The 15230-nt window shown below is 72.3% G+C and carries 14 protein-coding genes and 1 pseudogene; 4 read left to right on the top strand and 11 right to left on the bottom strand.

Annotation, left to right across the window (positions count from 1 at the left end):
• The 11 genes from ESG85_RS34040 to ESG85_RS33990 form a co-directional block, all read right to left on the bottom strand.
• On the bottom strand, positions 1-410 hold a 410-nt coding region (locus tag ESG85_RS34040), incomplete at its 3' end, for a PfkB family carbohydrate kinase (RefSeq protein WP_246095557.1).
• 35 nt (positions 411-445) lie between these two features.
• Positions 446-1654 (bottom strand): methionine adenosyltransferase, encoded by a 1209-nt coding sequence (gene metK / locus ESG85_RS34035; RefSeq protein WP_128985036.1) that lies wholly within the window; start codon positions 1652-1654, stop codon positions 446-448.
• Entirely contained in the window at positions 1651-1896 is a 246-nt protein-coding gene (locus tag ESG85_RS34030) for a phosphopantetheine-binding protein (protein ID WP_128985035.1), read from the bottom strand. Before ESG85_RS34030 ends, metK begins: the two co-directional genes overlap by 4 nt.
• Positions 1897-1908: 12 nt before the next feature.
• Positions 1909-2367 carry a holo-ACP synthase gene (gene acpS / locus ESG85_RS34025; RefSeq protein ID WP_128985034.1) on the bottom strand — a complete coding sequence of 153 codons (459 nt, stop codon included), beginning with the start codon at positions 2365-2367 and terminating at the stop codon, positions 1909-1911.
• A gap of 1 nt (position 2368) precedes the next feature.
• Complete coding sequence (locus ESG85_RS34020; RefSeq protein WP_128985033.1) at positions 2369-3259, bottom strand: class-II aminoacyl-tRNA synthetase family protein; 891 nt, start codon at positions 3257-3259, stop codon at positions 2369-2371.
• Positions 3260-3295: 36 nt separating this feature from the next.
• Positions 3296-4189, bottom strand: coding sequence for a diiron oxygenase (locus ESG85_RS34015; protein ID WP_128985032.1), 894 nt, complete (start codon positions 4187-4189; stop codon positions 3296-3298).
• A gap of 121 nt (positions 4190-4310) precedes the next feature.
• Positions 4311-5354, bottom strand: coding sequence for a class I SAM-dependent methyltransferase (locus ESG85_RS34010; RefSeq protein WP_128985031.1), 1044 nt, complete (start codon positions 5352-5354; stop codon positions 4311-4313).
• Positions 5351-6193 carry a class I SAM-dependent methyltransferase gene (locus ESG85_RS34005; RefSeq protein ID WP_128985030.1) on the bottom strand — a complete coding sequence of 281 codons (843 nt, stop codon included), beginning with the start codon at positions 6191-6193 and terminating at the stop codon, positions 5351-5353. Before ESG85_RS34005 ends, ESG85_RS34010 begins: the two co-directional genes overlap by 4 nt.
• Positions 6194-6342: 149 nt before the next feature.
• Positions 6343-6888 carry a MaoC family dehydratase gene (locus tag ESG85_RS34000; RefSeq protein WP_128985029.1) on the bottom strand — a complete coding sequence of 182 codons (546 nt, stop codon included), beginning with the start codon at positions 6886-6888 and terminating at the stop codon, positions 6343-6345.
• A 179-nt stretch (positions 6889-7067) separates the two neighbouring features.
• Complete coding sequence (locus ESG85_RS33995) at positions 7068-8297, bottom strand: trans-sulfuration enzyme family protein (protein ID WP_128985028.1); 1230 nt, start codon at positions 8295-8297, stop codon at positions 7068-7070.
• A 195-nt stretch (positions 8298-8492) separates the two neighbouring features.
• Positions 8493-9935 (bottom strand): MFS transporter, encoded by a 1443-nt coding sequence (locus ESG85_RS33990; RefSeq protein WP_128985027.1) that lies wholly within the window; start codon positions 9933-9935, stop codon positions 8493-8495.
• Between the two features lie 155 nt (positions 9936-10090).
• Between ESG85_RS33990 and ESG85_RS33985 the strand changes: the two genes are divergently transcribed.
• The 4 genes and pseudogenes from ESG85_RS33985 to ESG85_RS33970 all read left to right on the top strand — a co-directional run.
• A complete protein-coding gene (locus ESG85_RS33985) occupies positions 10091-10810 on the top strand; it encodes an HD domain-containing protein (protein ID WP_128985026.1) in 720 nt (239 codons plus the stop codon).
• Positions 10811-10929: 119 nt separating this feature from the next.
• On the top strand, positions 10930-11565 hold the full coding sequence (locus ESG85_RS33980; protein ID WP_128985025.1) for a hypothetical protein: 636 nt from the start codon (positions 10930-10932) through the stop codon (positions 11563-11565).
• 268 nt (positions 11566-11833) lie between these two features.
• On the top strand, positions 11834-13042 hold the full coding sequence (locus ESG85_RS33975) for a Cmx/CmrA family chloramphenicol efflux MFS transporter (protein WP_128985053.1): 1209 nt from the start codon (positions 11834-11836) through the stop codon (positions 13040-13042).
• A gap of 75 nt (positions 13043-13117) precedes the next feature.
• Positions 13118-15230, top strand: a pseudogene (locus tag ESG85_RS33970) (hypothetical protein); the annotation flags it as partial.

The following is a 15230-nucleotide window of genomic DNA, read 5'->3' as shown; positions in this document are numbered from 1 at the left end:
CCGGTGCGGGCGAGGACCTCGCGCAGGTCGATCTCCCGGGCCTCGGCCATCGCCCCGGCGTAGAAGGTGGCGATCTGGTTCTGGGCCCGGTCGGTGGTGCAGACGAACCGGGCGGTGTGGAGCGACCCGCTGACGCGCACCGAGTCGGTGTCCACACCGTGGTCCTTCAGCCAGATCCGGTACGGCTCGAAGTCGGCGCCGACCGCGCCCACGAGGACGGGGCGCAGGCCGAGCACGCCGAGTCCGAAGGCGATGTTCGCTGCCACTCCGCCGCGCCTGACCTCCAGGTTGTCGGCGAGGAACGACAGGGAGACCTTGTCGAGCCGGTCGGCGATCAGCTGTTCGCTGAACCAGCCGGGGAAGGTCATCAGATGGTCGGTCGCGATGGATCCGGTGACAGCGATGCGCATGTCGGCTCCCTCAGCTCCTTCGGTTCGTCGGGCTCTCAGAGGCCCGCGGCCGTCTTGAGGGCGTCGACCCGGTCGGTCCGCTCCCAGGTGAACTCGGGCAGCTCGCGGCCGAAGTGCCCGTACGCCGCGGTGGCCGCGTAGATGGGGCGCTTCAGGTCCAGGTCGCGGATGATCGCGGCCGGGCGCAGGTCGAAGACCCGGCTGACGGCTTCCTGGATCTTCTCGTCGGGCAGGGCACCGGTGCCGAAGGTCTCCACGAACAGGCCGACGGGCTCGGCCTTGCCGATCGCGTACGCGACCTGCACCTCGCAGCGGCGGGCGAGGCCGGCGGCCACGACGTTCTTGGCGACCCAGCGCATCGCGTAGGCGGCGGAGCGGTCGACCTTCGACGGGTCCTTGCCGGAGAAGGCGCCGCCGCCGTGGCGGGCCATGCCGCCGTACGTGTCGATGATGATCTTGCGGCCGGTGAGGCCGGCGTCGCCCATCGGGCCGCCGATCTCGAAGCGGCCGGTCGGGTTGACCAGGAGGCGGTAGCCGTCGGACTCCAGGTTCACGCCCTCCTCGGCGAGCTCCTTGAGGACGTGCTCGACGACGTGCTCGCGGACGTCCGGGGCGAGCAGGCCCTCGACGGAGATGTCGGCGGCGTGCTGCGAGGACACCACGACCGTGTCGAGGCGGACCGGGCGGTCGCCGTCGTACTCGATGGTGACCTGGGTCTTCCCGTCGGGCCGCAGGTAGGGCACGGTGCCGTTCTTGCGGACCTCGGTGAGCCGCCGCGACAGCCGGTGGGCCAGCGCGATGGGCAGCGGCATCAGCTCGGCGGTGTCGTCGCAGGCGTAGCCGAACATCAGGCCCTGGTCGCCGGCGCCCTGCGACGCCAGCTCGTCCTCGGCGCCCTCCACCCTCGCCTCGTGGGCGGTGTCGACGCCCTGCGCGATGTCCGGCGACTGCGCGCCGATGGACACCGACACGCCGCAGGAGGCGCCGTCGAAGCCCTTCGCGGAGGAGTCGTAGCCGATGGCGAGGACCGCGTCGCGCACCAGCTGGGCGATCGGCGCGTAGGCGGCGGTGGTGACCTCGCCGGCGATGTGGACCTGGCCGGTGGTGATCAGGGTCTCGACGGCGACGCGGGAGGACGGGTCCTGGGCGAGGAGCGCGTCGAGGACGGTGTCGCTGATCCGGTCGGCGATCTTGTCGGGGTGGCCCTCGGTGACGGACTCCGAGGTGAACAGGCGGCGGCTCATGCCTGCACCGCCGTCTTGAAGAAGTGCTGCTCGATGGCGGCGAGGGTGCGGATGGAGTCGACCTCCAGGGTCTCCATCTGGATGGCGGTGCCGCTCTCCTGCTCCAGCAGGAAGACGAACTCGACGAAGGACAGCGAGTCGATGAGCCGGTTCTCGATCAGGTCGAGGTCGGAGGCGATGTCCTCGCGCTCCGGGTGACGCTCGAGGATCCAGTTCTTCACCGTCTGCAGGCCGTCGGCCATGATTGCTCTCCTTTAGCTGCTGCTCGATGAGCTGCTGGGTACGTAAGGGGTGGGGGCGATGATCGGCGCGGCGACCGCGACCGCGTAGTCCACGTCGTGGCTGATGGACACGGTGATCTCGGAGATGCCGGACTCCTGGGCCATCCCGGCCGCGGGTCCGCGCAGCTCCACCAGCGGCCAGCCGCCGTCGGAGCGCCGTACGACGATGTCGGTCCAGGGCAGGAACCTGCCGCGGACGCGCAGGGTCTTGAAGGCCGCTTCCTTGGCCGCGATCCGGCCGCACAGGCTCAGGATGTCGAGCCCGTCGGCGGTGCGGCAGTCGGCGAGTTCGCCGGGGGTGAGCATCCGCTCGAAGAACGTCTCCCCGTACTGGGTGAGAAGCCTGCGGACACGGTTGACGGACACGATGTCCATGCCGAGGTTCGCCCAGCCCAGGCCGCCCGCCGGCGGGGCGACGGGTCGGGCCGGCACGTCAGATCACCGGCCCGGCCGCGAGGCTGGCATCGGCCCGCAGTCGGGCGTCGGCGTCGAGGACCGCCCGGGTGGCGGACTCCCAGTCGCCGTGCCGGCGGGTGAGCGCCGACAGCCAGCGTTCCAGGCCGAAGGCGACACAGCTGGTGAAGGCGGGGCCGCCGGTGGACTCCAGGGTGATGTCGCAGCGGTCGCCGAAGAAGTTCCGGTGCGTGTTGACCGAGGCGATGGCCAGGTCCTCGTACAGGAACTCGTGCTTCACCGGTGTGAGCCGCTGGAGCAGGGCCTTCGAGCCGCCCTTGTCGAAGAACGGGTCGCAGGCGGCCTCCTTGCGCAGCGGCAGGTCGAGCGCCGCGGCGAAGGCGTGGATGCGGGCCGTGAAGGCCGCGAGGTGGTTCTCGGCGTGTTCGCGGGTGCCGACGGCGACGATCTCCCGCATGCGGAAGCCGAGTTGCCGCCGCATTCCCTCGTAGTGCGTCTCCTTGCGGAAGCACCAGGAACAGATGGTCACCAGGTGGTCGTCGGCGACCCGGGTGCCCTGGTGGGTGAGGTAGACGGCGTAGCAGGACGCCGAGGGCAGTCCGAGCGCGGCCGGTTCGAGCGCGGCGGTCGGAAAGCAGCCGGTGTCGGCGGAGAAGGGCTCGGTCGCGCGGCGCTCCAGGTCGAGCGGGGCGGCGACGACGGCCTGGTGGGGGAAGTTGTCGTAGTAGTCGAGCCGGGCCAGGTCGGCGGCCGGGAGCAGCGGGGGCATGGTCATCGGGCGGGCGCCCGCGGCCGTTCCCCATGCCTCGAAGGTGTCGTCGAGGAGCCGCAGCAGGCGGGTCCCCTCCGGACCGAGGACGGGCAGGCCCCTGGTCGCCCCGACGCTCTGCTCGGGGGTCGTCGTGGTCATGATCGGTGCACCTCTCGGTGGGAGGTTCCTGGGGACTCAGACGACGGGCAGGCTGTCGTCGGAGAAGATCCCGGTCTTGAGGAAGAAGGCGAGCGGCTTGCGGATCGCCTTGCGCTCGTGCTCGCGGCGGCGCTCGTCGGCGACGAGCGCGTTGCGCAGGGCCAGCGGGTCGGGGATGCCGGCGTCGCGGTACACGTGCGGGTTGTAGAGCGAGTTGACGCTGTAGACGACGTAGCGCTTCAGGTACGCCTCGACCTCGCGGACCCGCTCGGCGCTGACGGCCTGGCACATCCGTTGGTGGAGCAGGCCGACCAGCTCGCGGCCGAAGGCGATGTGGCGGGACTCGTCCTGGTGGTGGATCCGGTTGACCTCGCGGATGGTGTGGCACAGGGCGGTGTCCTTGGCCATCCGGGAGTTGTAGTGGTCGACCAGCTCCTCGAAGAACAGGATGCGGGTGAAGACCAGGAAGTTCTCGACCTCGGGCTCCCAGGCGGCGTCGGCGCGCATCCCGGTCGAGCCGTAGATCTTGTCGCCGTAGCGCCGGCAGAACTCGGAGAAGAACCACATGTGTTCGTTCTCCTCGCCGATGAAGTGGTGGAAGAAGTCCGAGGGGACCTCGAAGCCCGGCATGTGGATGCGGCCGACGACCTCGATGAGGAGCTCGCGGATGCCGTGCACGTTGAGGCTGTAGAAGTTGATCGACTCCCACTTGGAGAGGCGGTGAAGCGTTTCCTCACCGAGGGCGTCGAAGTGCTCGGTGCCGTAGACGGTGAGCAGCTCCGGCGTCATCCAGTACCGGTCCTCCTCCAGGCTCTCGGGCCACTGGAAGGTCTGGTACGGGTTGTAGTAGTCCTCGACGGAACGCTCGCTGAGGCGCGAGAGCACCTCCATGAACCGGTCGGTGACGGGCAGCGGGGCGGTGACGCCCATGGTGTGACTCCTTGTGACGGGTGGGGCGGGGCGCTCGCGGGACGGGACGGGGTCCCGGGGAGCGGCGCCGCCGGACTGTCGGGGCCCGGCCCTTCGCGGGCCGGGTGACGGGAGCGGGCCGTCAGGGGCGGACTTCGTAGATCGCGTTGACCGGGGTCTCGGTGGCGCGCCGCCAGCGGGTGAAGCCGGCCTCCTCGGCGATGGCGCGGAAGGCCTTCTCCCCGGAGTGGTTGCCGAGCGCGTGCGGGCCGCGCTGGGCGACGGCGACGGGCAGGCACATGACGGCCGACAGGGCCATGAACATGCGGGCCGCCGGGGTCTGGGTGTCGATGTCGGCGGGCGACACGTTCGACTCGACGAGCATCCAGGTGCCGTCGGCGTCGAGCGACTTGTGGACGTGCTGGGCGGCGGCGACCGGGTCGCCCATGTCGTGCAGGGCGTTGAAGAAGCACACCAGGTCGTAGCCGGAGCCCGGGTAGTCGTCGGCGGACGCCACGTCGAAGACGACCCGGTCGGACAGGCCGGCCTCCTCGGCGAGCTGCCGGGCGATCGAGATGGCCTCCTCGGAGTAGTCGAAGCCGTGGATCGTGGCGTTCGGGAAGGCCTTGGCGATGAGCAGCGTGGTGTGGCCGACGCCGCAGCCGACGTCGGCGACGGTGCCGCCGTTCGCCAGCTTGTCGGTGACCTCGTGCAGGGCGGGCAGCCAGTCCGCGACGAGCTTGTGCTCGTACGTCGGCTGGAAGAAGGAGCCCATGCCGGTGTCGAGGGCCGCGTCGTGCTCGGCCCAGCCGACGCCGTCGCCGGTGCGGTACGCCTCGACGAGCAGGTCCTCGGTGGCGTACAGCGCCTTGAGGGCGGTGAAGAAGCCGGCGGCGAAGGTGACGGCCTTCGGGTCGGCCAGCACGGCGACGTGGTCGGCGGGCAGCGCGTACGTGAGGGAGCTGGGGTGCCGCTCGACGTAGCCGGCGGACAGCTGGGCGTGCAGCCACTCCTCGATGTACCGCTCGTTGGTGCCGGTCCTCTCGGCGAGCTGCCCGGCGGTGAGCGGGCCGTGCTCGGCGAGGGCCCGGTAGAGGCCGAGGCGCTCGCCGAGGGCGACGGTCAGTCCGCGCACGGCGGCGCCGGCGTCGGTGATGACCTTCTGGTGGAAGTCGTGGGCGCTCATGCGGCCTTCTCCTCCTTGTACGTGGGGAGGTCACAGGTGAAGAGGAACGAGCGGGGCACGCCCGGGACGGAGCGGGCCGGGACCGGGTAGGGCCAGCGGTCGAAGTGGGCGCCGGGCTCACCCGGCTGCCTGACCTCGCGCACGGACCAGCCGCAGTCGTCGAGCAGCGCCTCGGGCTCCTCGGTGCCGAAGAGCCACGGGTTGCCGTCCTCCTCCAGCGCCTTGAGGAAGCCGCGGGCGAGCGGGTTCACCAGGGCGGCCCTGGAGATGACGTCGCCGAGCAGCACGGAGCCGGGCGCCGCGTGCGCGGACAGCGTCGAGATGAGGGTCCGTACGGCCTGCTCGGGCAGGAAGAACAGCAGGCCCTCGACCACCCACAGGACGGGCTCGTCGCTCTTCCATCCCGCCTCCTTGAGGGGGCCGGTCCAGTCCTGGGTGAGGTCGACCGGGACGGTGATCCTGGTGCGGCCGGCCGGCTGCGGCTCGTCGGCGAGCATCGCGGCCTTGGCCTCCAGGAGCGCCGGGCGGTCGAGCTCGTAGACGGTGACGCCGTCGGGCCAGGGCAGCCGGAAGAAGCGGGTGTCCATGCCGGCGGCGAGGAAGACGACCTGACGGATGCCGCGCTCCTCCACCGCCTTGACGATGGCGCGGTCGAGGTAGGTGGTGCGGATGGCGAGGAACGGCACGGTGCCGCCGCCGGCGTAGCGCTCGAGCAGTTCGAAGCCGATCTCGTCGGCGACGGTGCGCGCGTAGGGATCGGCGAACAGCCGGTCCTCGCGCTCGGTCTCCAGTGCGCGCGCGGCGGCGGTCCACTGGGCGGTGCGGGATACGGCCTCCACGGGAGGTCCCCCTTCACTGGTGGATTCGCGGGTGGGTTGGCGGGCGGGCCCGCGAGTGGTTTCGCGGGTGGGCCTGCTGGTGGTTCGGGTCCGGGGCGTGACACGGCGGGATGCGGACGGCCGTGCCCAGGGCCTGACGAGGGCGGTCGTCAGGCGCTCATGGCGGCTGCGGGCTCACTCTTCCCCGCTCGGGTGCAGCACCCGGCGGGATCCTCGGCGGCGGGCATCGACGACGGACGTCCGGCCTCGGATCCGGCGGGACGGCGCCGGAAGATGCTGTGCAGGACCATGCTGAACACGGCCGTCCCGTCGGCGGCCACCAGCGTGCAGCGCGGCTTGACGGTGCCGCTGGTGGGGTTGAACGGCGACGGCGTGGCGCCGAGGACCTCCACGCGCGCCGTGAGCACGTCCCCGGGGCGTACGGGACGCAGGTAGCGGACCTCGTCGATGCCGGGCGAGCCCAGACAGGCGCTGTAGGCGAGCAGGCCGTCGACGTAGCGGCGCATGAACATCGCCTGGGTGTGGAAGCCGCTGGCGATCAGTCCGCCGAACGGCGACTCCTCGGCGAGCTCGGGGTCCGTGTGGAAGGGCTGCGGATCGAAGCGCCTGCCGAACTCCAGCACCTCCTCCGTCGTGACGGTGACGGTGCCCAGCTCGTGGACGTCGCCGGGCCGGAAGTCCTCGAAGTAGCGCATCGCGCGTCCCCCTTGACCTAGGAGTTGTCGTTCCCTGGCATCACCTAATCTACGAATCGACCATTTATTTTGTCAACCCAAAAGAAGGCCGGAAAGACTCGAACGGAGGATCAACGGCGGTCAGCGCTGGGGCTGTTCGACACCCGGCTCACCCCCTGCCCGTCCGCCTGCTCGTCCCTCTACTCATCCGCCTGCCCGCCCCCCGGCTCGTCCGCCTGCTCGTCCGTCTGGTCGAGCGCCCGCTCGATGTCGTTCCACAGGTCCTCGACGGCCTCGATCCCGACCGACATCCGCACCAGGCCCGGCGCGATCCCGGCGGCGGCCAGGGCCTCGGCGTCCAGCTCGCGGTGCGAGGTCGACGCGGGATGGGCGACCAGCGACTCCACGCCGCCCAGCGACAGGGCGAGCCGGGCGACCCGTACCCGCTCGATGAAGTCCCGGCCGGCCTCCCGGCCGCCCGCGAGCTCGAACGACAGCAGCCCGCCACCGCCGGACAGCACCTTGCGGGCCATCGCGTGCGACGGGTGGCCGGGAAGCGACGGGTGGTGGACGGCCGTGACGTCGCCCCTGGTGGCGCTCCGGTCGGCGAGCCGCTGGGCGATCACGGCGGCGTTCAGACAGTGCTCCCGCATCCGCAGCGGCAGCGTGGCGATCCCCCGCAGGGTCAGCCAGGCGGCGAACGGGTCGGCGCAGGCGCCGAGTTCGACGGTCCGCGGCCACACGGCGCGGCGCAGCGCGTCGTCGGCGAAGACGGCGGCGCCGCCGAGCACGTCGGAGTGCCCGGCCAGGTACTTGGTGGTGGAGTGCACGACGACGTCCGCGCCCAGCTCGACCGGCCGGCACAGCACGGGCGAGGCGAGCGAGTTGTCGACGACGCTCGTCACCCCGAGGGCGCGGGCCGCGGCCAGCAGTCCGGGCAGGTCGGGCACCTGGCCGGTGGGGTTGGCGATGGTCTCCAGGACGAGCAGCCGGGTGGCCGGATGGCTCGCGGCGCGCTCGAACTCGTCCACGTCGTCGCCGGATATGTACGTGACGTGGACGCCGTAGCGGGCGGCGAGGTCGGACAGGACGGCGTACGTACCGCCGTACAGGCAGCGCTGCGCCACCACCCGGTCGCCCGGCTTCAGGAGCGCCAGCAGCACGCCGCTGATCGCGCCCATCCCGGACGCGAAGGCGATGGCCCCGGCGCCTCCTTCGAGCCCGGCGAGCGTGTGCTCCAGCGCCCGTACGGTCGGATTGCCGCGCCGGCTGTAGACGTACTGCCCGTCGGGCCCGCCCATGGCCTCGGCGAGCGCGTCGGCGGAGGAGAAGGCGAAGGCGGAGGACTGGACGAGGGGCACGGAGAGCGGCTGACTGCCGCCGGGGAGCGGGGGGTTGACGACGTGGACGGCGCGGGTGCTGAGCTCCATGGCTTTCCTTCCGGGGTACGGGTACGGGTACGGGAAAGGGCGCGCGCCGGGAAGGCGCGCGCGGTACGGCGGGCCGGCCCGGGGCCGGGCCGCCGGGCGCGGTCCGGGTACGGAAAAGGGCCGCCCGACGGCCGGTGAACGGTCATCGGGCGGCCCCTGCGCGGGTACGGCTCGGGTCCTGCGGGGTGCGGCCGGTCAGACGGAGACCTTGTCGCCCTGCTCCTGCGGGGCGGGGGCCGGCGCCTCGGCGGCGAGGGCCTTGTCGGACTTCATCACCAGGAGGGTGACGATGCCGCCGACCGCCGCGACGACCGCGGCGCCGATGAAGGCGGCGGAGAAGCCGTCGGTCAGCTTCGGCAGGTTGCCGAGCTGGTCGGCGCCCTGGGACATGGCGACCGCGGTGAGGGCGGCGAGGCCGAGCGCGGAGCCGACGTTGTAGGTGGTGTTGACGATGCCGGAGGCGAGACCGGCCTGCTCCTGCGGGGCGCCGGACATGGCGGCGATCATCGCCGGGATGTAGGCGAGGGACATGCCGAGCGCGGCGACCAGCGAGGCGGGCAGGACGTCGACGAGGAAGGTGCCGGTGGGCTCGACGGCTGCCAGCCAGACCAGGCCGGCGGCGAGGAGGAGCAGACCGACGCCGATGAGCGGCTTGGCGCCGACCTTGGCCATGAGCCGGGCGGTGATGGCCGTCATGAAGATCATGAGGAGCACGGTCATCGGGAGCAGCGCGGCACCGGAGGCGAAGGCGCCGTAGCCGAGGACCTGCTGGAGGTAGAGGTTGAGGAAGTACCACATCGGGATCCAGGCGGCGCCGAGCAGCGTCATCGCCAGGTTGGCGGAGCCGAGGCGCGGGACCCGCCACACGCTGAGCGGCATGAGCGGCTCGCGGACGGCCTTCTGGATCACGAAGAAGAGGGCGATGAGGACGACGGCGCCGACCAGCTCCAGGACGGTGGCGGTGGCGCCCCAGCCGACCTCGGGGGCGCGGACGACCGCGAAGACGCCGAGGGCGAGTCCGGCGGTGACGGCGACGGCGCCGAGGACGTCGACGGAGCCGCGGCGGGACTCGACGTTCGGGAGGAGCTTGGTCGCGGCGAGGGTGGCCAGGCCGATCGGGACGTAGATGATGAAGCACCACTGCCAGGAGGCCCACTCGGTGAACACGCCGCCGAGGAACACGCCGGCGGTGCCGCCGGCCGGGGCGGCCGCGCCGTAGAGCGCCATCGCCTTGCCCAGCTCACGCGGGTCGTGCATGAAGAGCATCATCAGCAGGGTCATCGCGGACGGCGCGATGAGCGCACCGCCGACGCCCTGGACGGCGCGGCCGGCGATCTCGACCCAGGCGGTCTGCGCGGCCGCGGCGAGGACCGAGCCGGCGATCATGACCGCCCAGCCGGAGACGAAGATCCTGCGGGCTCCGACGAGGTCGGAGAGGCGGCCGCCGAGGAGCAGCAGTCCGCCGAAGACGATCACGTAGGCGTTGAAGACCCACTGCAGCTCGCCCTGGGAGAAGCCCAGGTCCTCCTGCATCTTCGGGAGTGCGACGCCGATGATCGAGGTGTCCATGATGACCATGAACTGCGCGGCGGCGAGCACGGCAAGTGCCCACCAGCGCCGGGGATTGACGGTTGACATTGCCCTGACCCTTCACTCGCGATGGCATACCCCTGGGGGGTACCTGCGGCAGCACCGTAGCATACCCATGGGGGGTATGTAAGGGTGAGGGGCGGGCGGATCGGAACACGCGCTTCCGACGACGGGAACGGGCCCCGGGGCGGCAGAATGCGACCATGACCGCCCCGATGAAGGCAGCCCAGGAACAGGAACTCCTCCACCGCTGGACCGCGACCCTGCTCGCCGCGCGGGCCGGCCGCGAGGGCCCGGACCCGCTCCCGTACGGCCGGAACCTGCTGTCCCGCTGGACGGAGCCACAGCGCCGCTACCACACCGCCGACCACCTGCGGGCGGTCCTCGACCGCATCGACGAGATCGTCGAGAAGGGCGGCGAGGGAGGGGAGTTGGAACTGGTGCGGCTCGCGGCCTGGTTCCACGACGCGGTCTACCGCCCGGACCGCTCGGAGAACGAGGAGCGCTCGGCGACCCTGGCCGAAAAGGCCCTGCACGAGGCGGGCCTGACCGCCCACGAGGTCGCCGAGGTCGCCCGGCTGGTCCGCCTCACCACCACCCACGACCCGGCACCGGGCGACCTCAACGGCGAGACCCTGTGCGACGCCGACCTGGCGATCCTGGCGAGCGACCCCGATACCTACAGGGGGTATACGGCGGCGGTGCGCGAGGAATACGCCTTCGTCCCGGAACCCGCCTTCCGCGAAGGCCGCGCGGCCGTCCTCCGCCAACTCCTCGCCCTCCCCCGCCTGTTCCGCACGCCGTACGGGGCGGCGGCCTGGGAGGAGAAGGCCAGGGCGAACCTGGAACGGGAACTGAAGGAACTGAAGGACCCGACGGACCCGGCGGACCCGACGGACCCGACGGACCCGACGGAAGCCTGAGAGGGGCCGCCGCTTCCCCGCGGCGCCTCCGGATCACCGCGCGTCACCCTGAACGCCGCTGTGTAGTCTGCCCGTTGCCTGCCGTACTTGATCAACGGGCAGACACGAACGGGGATGACATGGACATGCGAGACATGCGGGCGGTGACCCGCGTCGTCGGCCGCCGGACCGCGTTGCGCTATCTGGCCATCGGCGCCGGAGCCTCACTGCTCGCCGCCTGCGGCGCGGGCGGCGGGAGCGGGAACGACGGGGCGAAGGGCGGGAACGGCACCGACGGCGGGGCCGGGAGCCCGGGCGGCAGCGGCGGCGAGCAGCCGAAGCCCAAGCCGACGGTGGCCGAGCGGGCCCTCGTCGCCTTCGTGGAGGGCAGGTGGTCGATCACCTCCCGGATCGGCGACGAGTCCCCCTTCACGTACACCGCGGTCATCACCGGCGGCTGGTGGACGCTGGAGTACGGCGAGGGCCGTACGTCGAACGGCATGTGGGACATCTCCGGCGGTCGCCTCTCCGTGCAGGTGCCGGAGAACCTGGGCAACGGCGGGGACGAGGGCGACGTGAAGGAGGCGGCGGCCTCGAACGTCCCCGCCACCGTCGGCGACTCCCTCGCCCTGGTCCTGCCCTGGCAGCCGCCCGGCGCCGGCGGCACCGGCGGCGGCGAGAAACTGAACGTGGACTACACGTCCAAGACGGGCACCCTGCGCATCCGCCACGTCGACGGAACCAGCGTGAGCACCCACACCTGCACCCGCGCCTGACGGCGCCGCAGGCTTCCCCCAGGGTGATCGTCTCGCATCCCGAGACGATCACCTCGGACGGAATGACAGCAACCAAACCCGGGTTGCCCATGTCATGCCGTCGCCCCACACCGAATCCACCCCGCCCGATCCCGACCCCCTCTCCGCCCCCGCGGTAGCGCGCGCGGACACGGAGGCGTACGCGGACACTGACGCGTACGCGGAGGCGGACACGGAGGCGGACACGGACACGGACGCGGACGCGACCCCGCCCGCCGCCGGCGGCCGTATGCCGCTCGCGGTCTACATCCTCGGACTGTCCGTCTTCGCGCTCGGCACGAGCGAGTTCATGCTGTCGGGGCTGCTGCCGGCCATCGCGGACGACATGGGCGTGTCCATCCCCCGCGCCGGACTGCTCATCTCGGCCTTCGCGATCGGCATGGTCGTGGGCGCGCCGCTGCTCGCCGTGGCCACGCTCCGGCTGCCCCGCAAGACCACGCTGATCGCCCTGATCAGCGTCTTCGGGCTCGGGCAGGTCGCCGGTGCGCTCGCGCCGAACTACGCGGTGCTCTTCGCCTCCCGCGTGGTGAGCGCGCTCGCCTGCGCCGGATTCTGGGCGGTGGGGGCGGCGGTCGCCATCGCGATGGTGCCGGTCGGAGCCCGCGCGCGGGCCATGGCCGTGATGATCGGCGGCCTGTCCATCGCCAACGTGCTCGGCGTGCCCGCCGGTTCCTTCCTCGGCGAGCACCTCGGCTGGCGCTCCGCCTTCTGGGCCGTCGGTGCCGCCTCCGCGATCGCCCTCGCCGGCGTCGTCACCCGCATCCCGCACCTGCCCCTGCCCGAGACCAGGCCCCGGCTCAGGGGCGAGCTGGTCATCTACCGCGACCGGCAGGTGCTGCTCTCCGTCCTGATCACCGCGCTCGCCGCGGGCGGCGTCTTCTGCGCCTTCTCCTACCTCGCCCCGCTGCTCACCGACGTCGCGGGACTCGACCGGGGCTGGGTCTCCGCCGTCCTCGCGCTCTTCGGGATCGGCGCGCTCGTCGGCACGTACATCGGCGGCCGGGTCGCCGACGCCCACCTCTTCGGTGTGCTGCTCAGCGGCATCACCGCCTCCACCGTCTTCCTGGTGGCGCTCGCCCTGTTCGCCTCCAGCCCGGTCGCCACGATCGCGCTGGCCTTCCTGCTCGGCGTCTCCGCCTTCTACACGGCGCCCGCCCTCAACGCCCGCATCTTCAACGTCGCGGGCGCGGCCCCCACCCTCGCCGGCGCCACGACGACCGCCGCCTTCAACCTCGGCAACACCGGCGGCCCCTGGCTCGGCGGCACCGTCATCGACGCCGGCCTCGGCTTCGCCTCCCCGGCCTGGGCGGGCGCCGCCATGACCGCCCTCGGCCTCGCCGCCGTCGCCGTCTCCCTGCGCCTCACGGCGTCGCGCTCGCGGGTGGTCATGGGGGTGTCGGCGAAGGAGCCCGAGCGGACTCCGGTGACACCCCGCTGACCTCGGGGTTCCCCGCTTCCCCGGGTGTCCGACGCGTGTGGGACCATCACTCGCCACGACACCCGAGGGGGGTACATGCCGTCGTCACCCGCGTCTCCCGGACGGAGACGCACACGCGCCGCGGTCCTCACCGCACTTCTCTTCGCGCTCCTGTTCCCGCTCCTGCCCGGCACCACCGGAACCGCCCGCGCCGACGAACCGTGCGCACCGGTCTCCCTGGGCCGGTACGCGGGCGAGCTCGCCACCGCCGGACAGGCCACGTGCCTGGAACTTCCGCTGCCGCAGGGCGCCCGGATGGCCGCACTCACCTCGCGCGGCGGCGGGACGGGTCCGTCCGTCTCCGTGCAGGTCGTCGACGCGGACGGCGCCGCCCAGTGCGAGGCCGGAGACCTGGCCGACGGCAGCTGCCACCTCACGGGCAGCGCACCGTTCCGGGTCCTCGTCAGCGCGGACGACCAGGAGGCCACCGGCCCGTACGGCGTCCACCTCGTCCGTACGGACGTCACGGACGTCACGGACGGCGCGGACGAAGCCCAGGGCGGCTGCCCTGTCCTGCCCGCCGGCAGCTTCGCCGACGACGCGGCGGCCGTGCGCCTGGAGACCGGCGACGGCGTCTTCTCGCACTGCCTGAGGATCCCGGCCGGCGCCCACTCCCCGGCCGAACTGTTCCGCTTCCGCTACCTGTTCCCGGACGACATCGACCTGTACCCGGACTTCGCCGTCCGACTGGTCGGCACCGACGGCGTCACCCCGACGTGCCAGGCACAGCCCACGCCGGGCCAGCAGCTCCACGAGGACGTCCTCACCCTGTGCTCCTTCGACTCCGGGACGGCGTACACGCTCCTCCTGGCAGGCCAGGACGCGCCCCGCACCCACATCGTGGACCGCCGCGACGTCACCGCCGGGGCCCAGGGCTGCACGGTCTCCGCCGCCACCGCCATCGGCGCCCCCGCCCGGACCGGGACCTCCGGAGAGAACGGCACCCTGCGCTGCCACCGGATCACCACCGGCGAGAACGACGACTGGCTGCAGATCAACGCCCGGGACTCCCGGAACTCCACGCACGTCCTCGTCCTGGACCGCCAGGGCACGGTCAAGTGCGCCCTGCGCACCCAGCCCTGCACGCTCACCGGCTCCACCGGCTACCAGGTGGTGACGCAGGTCCCCCTGTACTGGACCGTCCCCGACTCCTACCGCCTCGACGCCTGGCGGACGGCCGGCCGCGCCGGCTTCGCGCCCGAGTGCCCGCGCGCCGGCGCCGTCACCTCCGGGTACGGGCCGGTCACCGGCGAGCTGAACGAGCAGCGCACCGCCGCCTGCGCCGTGCTCGCGACCTCCGCCACGGCCCGCGTCCACGGCACCGTCACCGCCACGGACGGCGGCTCCGCGACCGCGAACGGCACCCTCTTCGGCACGGGCAACCGGGCCTGGTGCCCGCTCTCGGCGTCGATGCCGTGCGAGCCCCGCGGCGAGAGCCTGTTCGTCGCCTCCCTGCCCGAAGGCGCGCAGCAGACCGCCTTCCGGGCCTCGCTGACCTGCGCCACCCAGCCGTGCAGCGCCCCGGACGCCGTCGGCAAGGGCCGCTACAAGCCGGTCACACCGACCCGGCTGATGGACACCCGCGTCGGCCTCGGCGTCCGCAAGGGCAAGGTCGGCCCCGGCGAGACCGTCACCCTCCAGGTGACCGGCACGGCCGGGCTCCCGGCGAGCGGGGTCACGGCGGTCATCCTCAACGTGACCGCCACGGCGCCGACCGCGGGAAGCTTCGTCTCCGTCCACCCCGACGGCACGGCCCGCACCAGCGCCTCCAACCTCAACTTCACCGCCGGACAGACCATCCCCAACCTCGTCGTCGTCCCCGTCGTCAACGGCAAGGTCAGCTTCTACAACAAGTCCGGCTACGTCGACCTCCTGGCGGACGTGGCCGGGTACTACGTCGCCGACGGCACCGGTGCGACGTACGGACCGGTGACCCCGACCCGGCTCATGGACACCCGCGTCGGGCTCGGCGTCCGCAAGGGCAAGGTCGGCCCCGGCGAAACCGTCACGCTGCCGGTGAAGAGCGGGGTGTCGGCCGTGGTCATGAACGTGACCGCGACCGGCGCGACCGCGGGAAGCTTCGTCTCCGTCCACCCCGACGGCACGGCCCGCACCAGCGCCTCCAACCTCAACTTCACCGCCGGACAGA

It is taken from the genome of Streptomyces roseicoloratus (assembly GCF_004117935.1).
Taxonomy (GTDB): Bacteria; Actinomycetota; Actinomycetes; order Streptomycetales; family Streptomycetaceae; genus Streptomyces; species Streptomyces roseicoloratus.
Note: the sequence above shows the minus strand (reverse complement) of the source record. Positions and strands in the feature narration are given on the sequence as shown.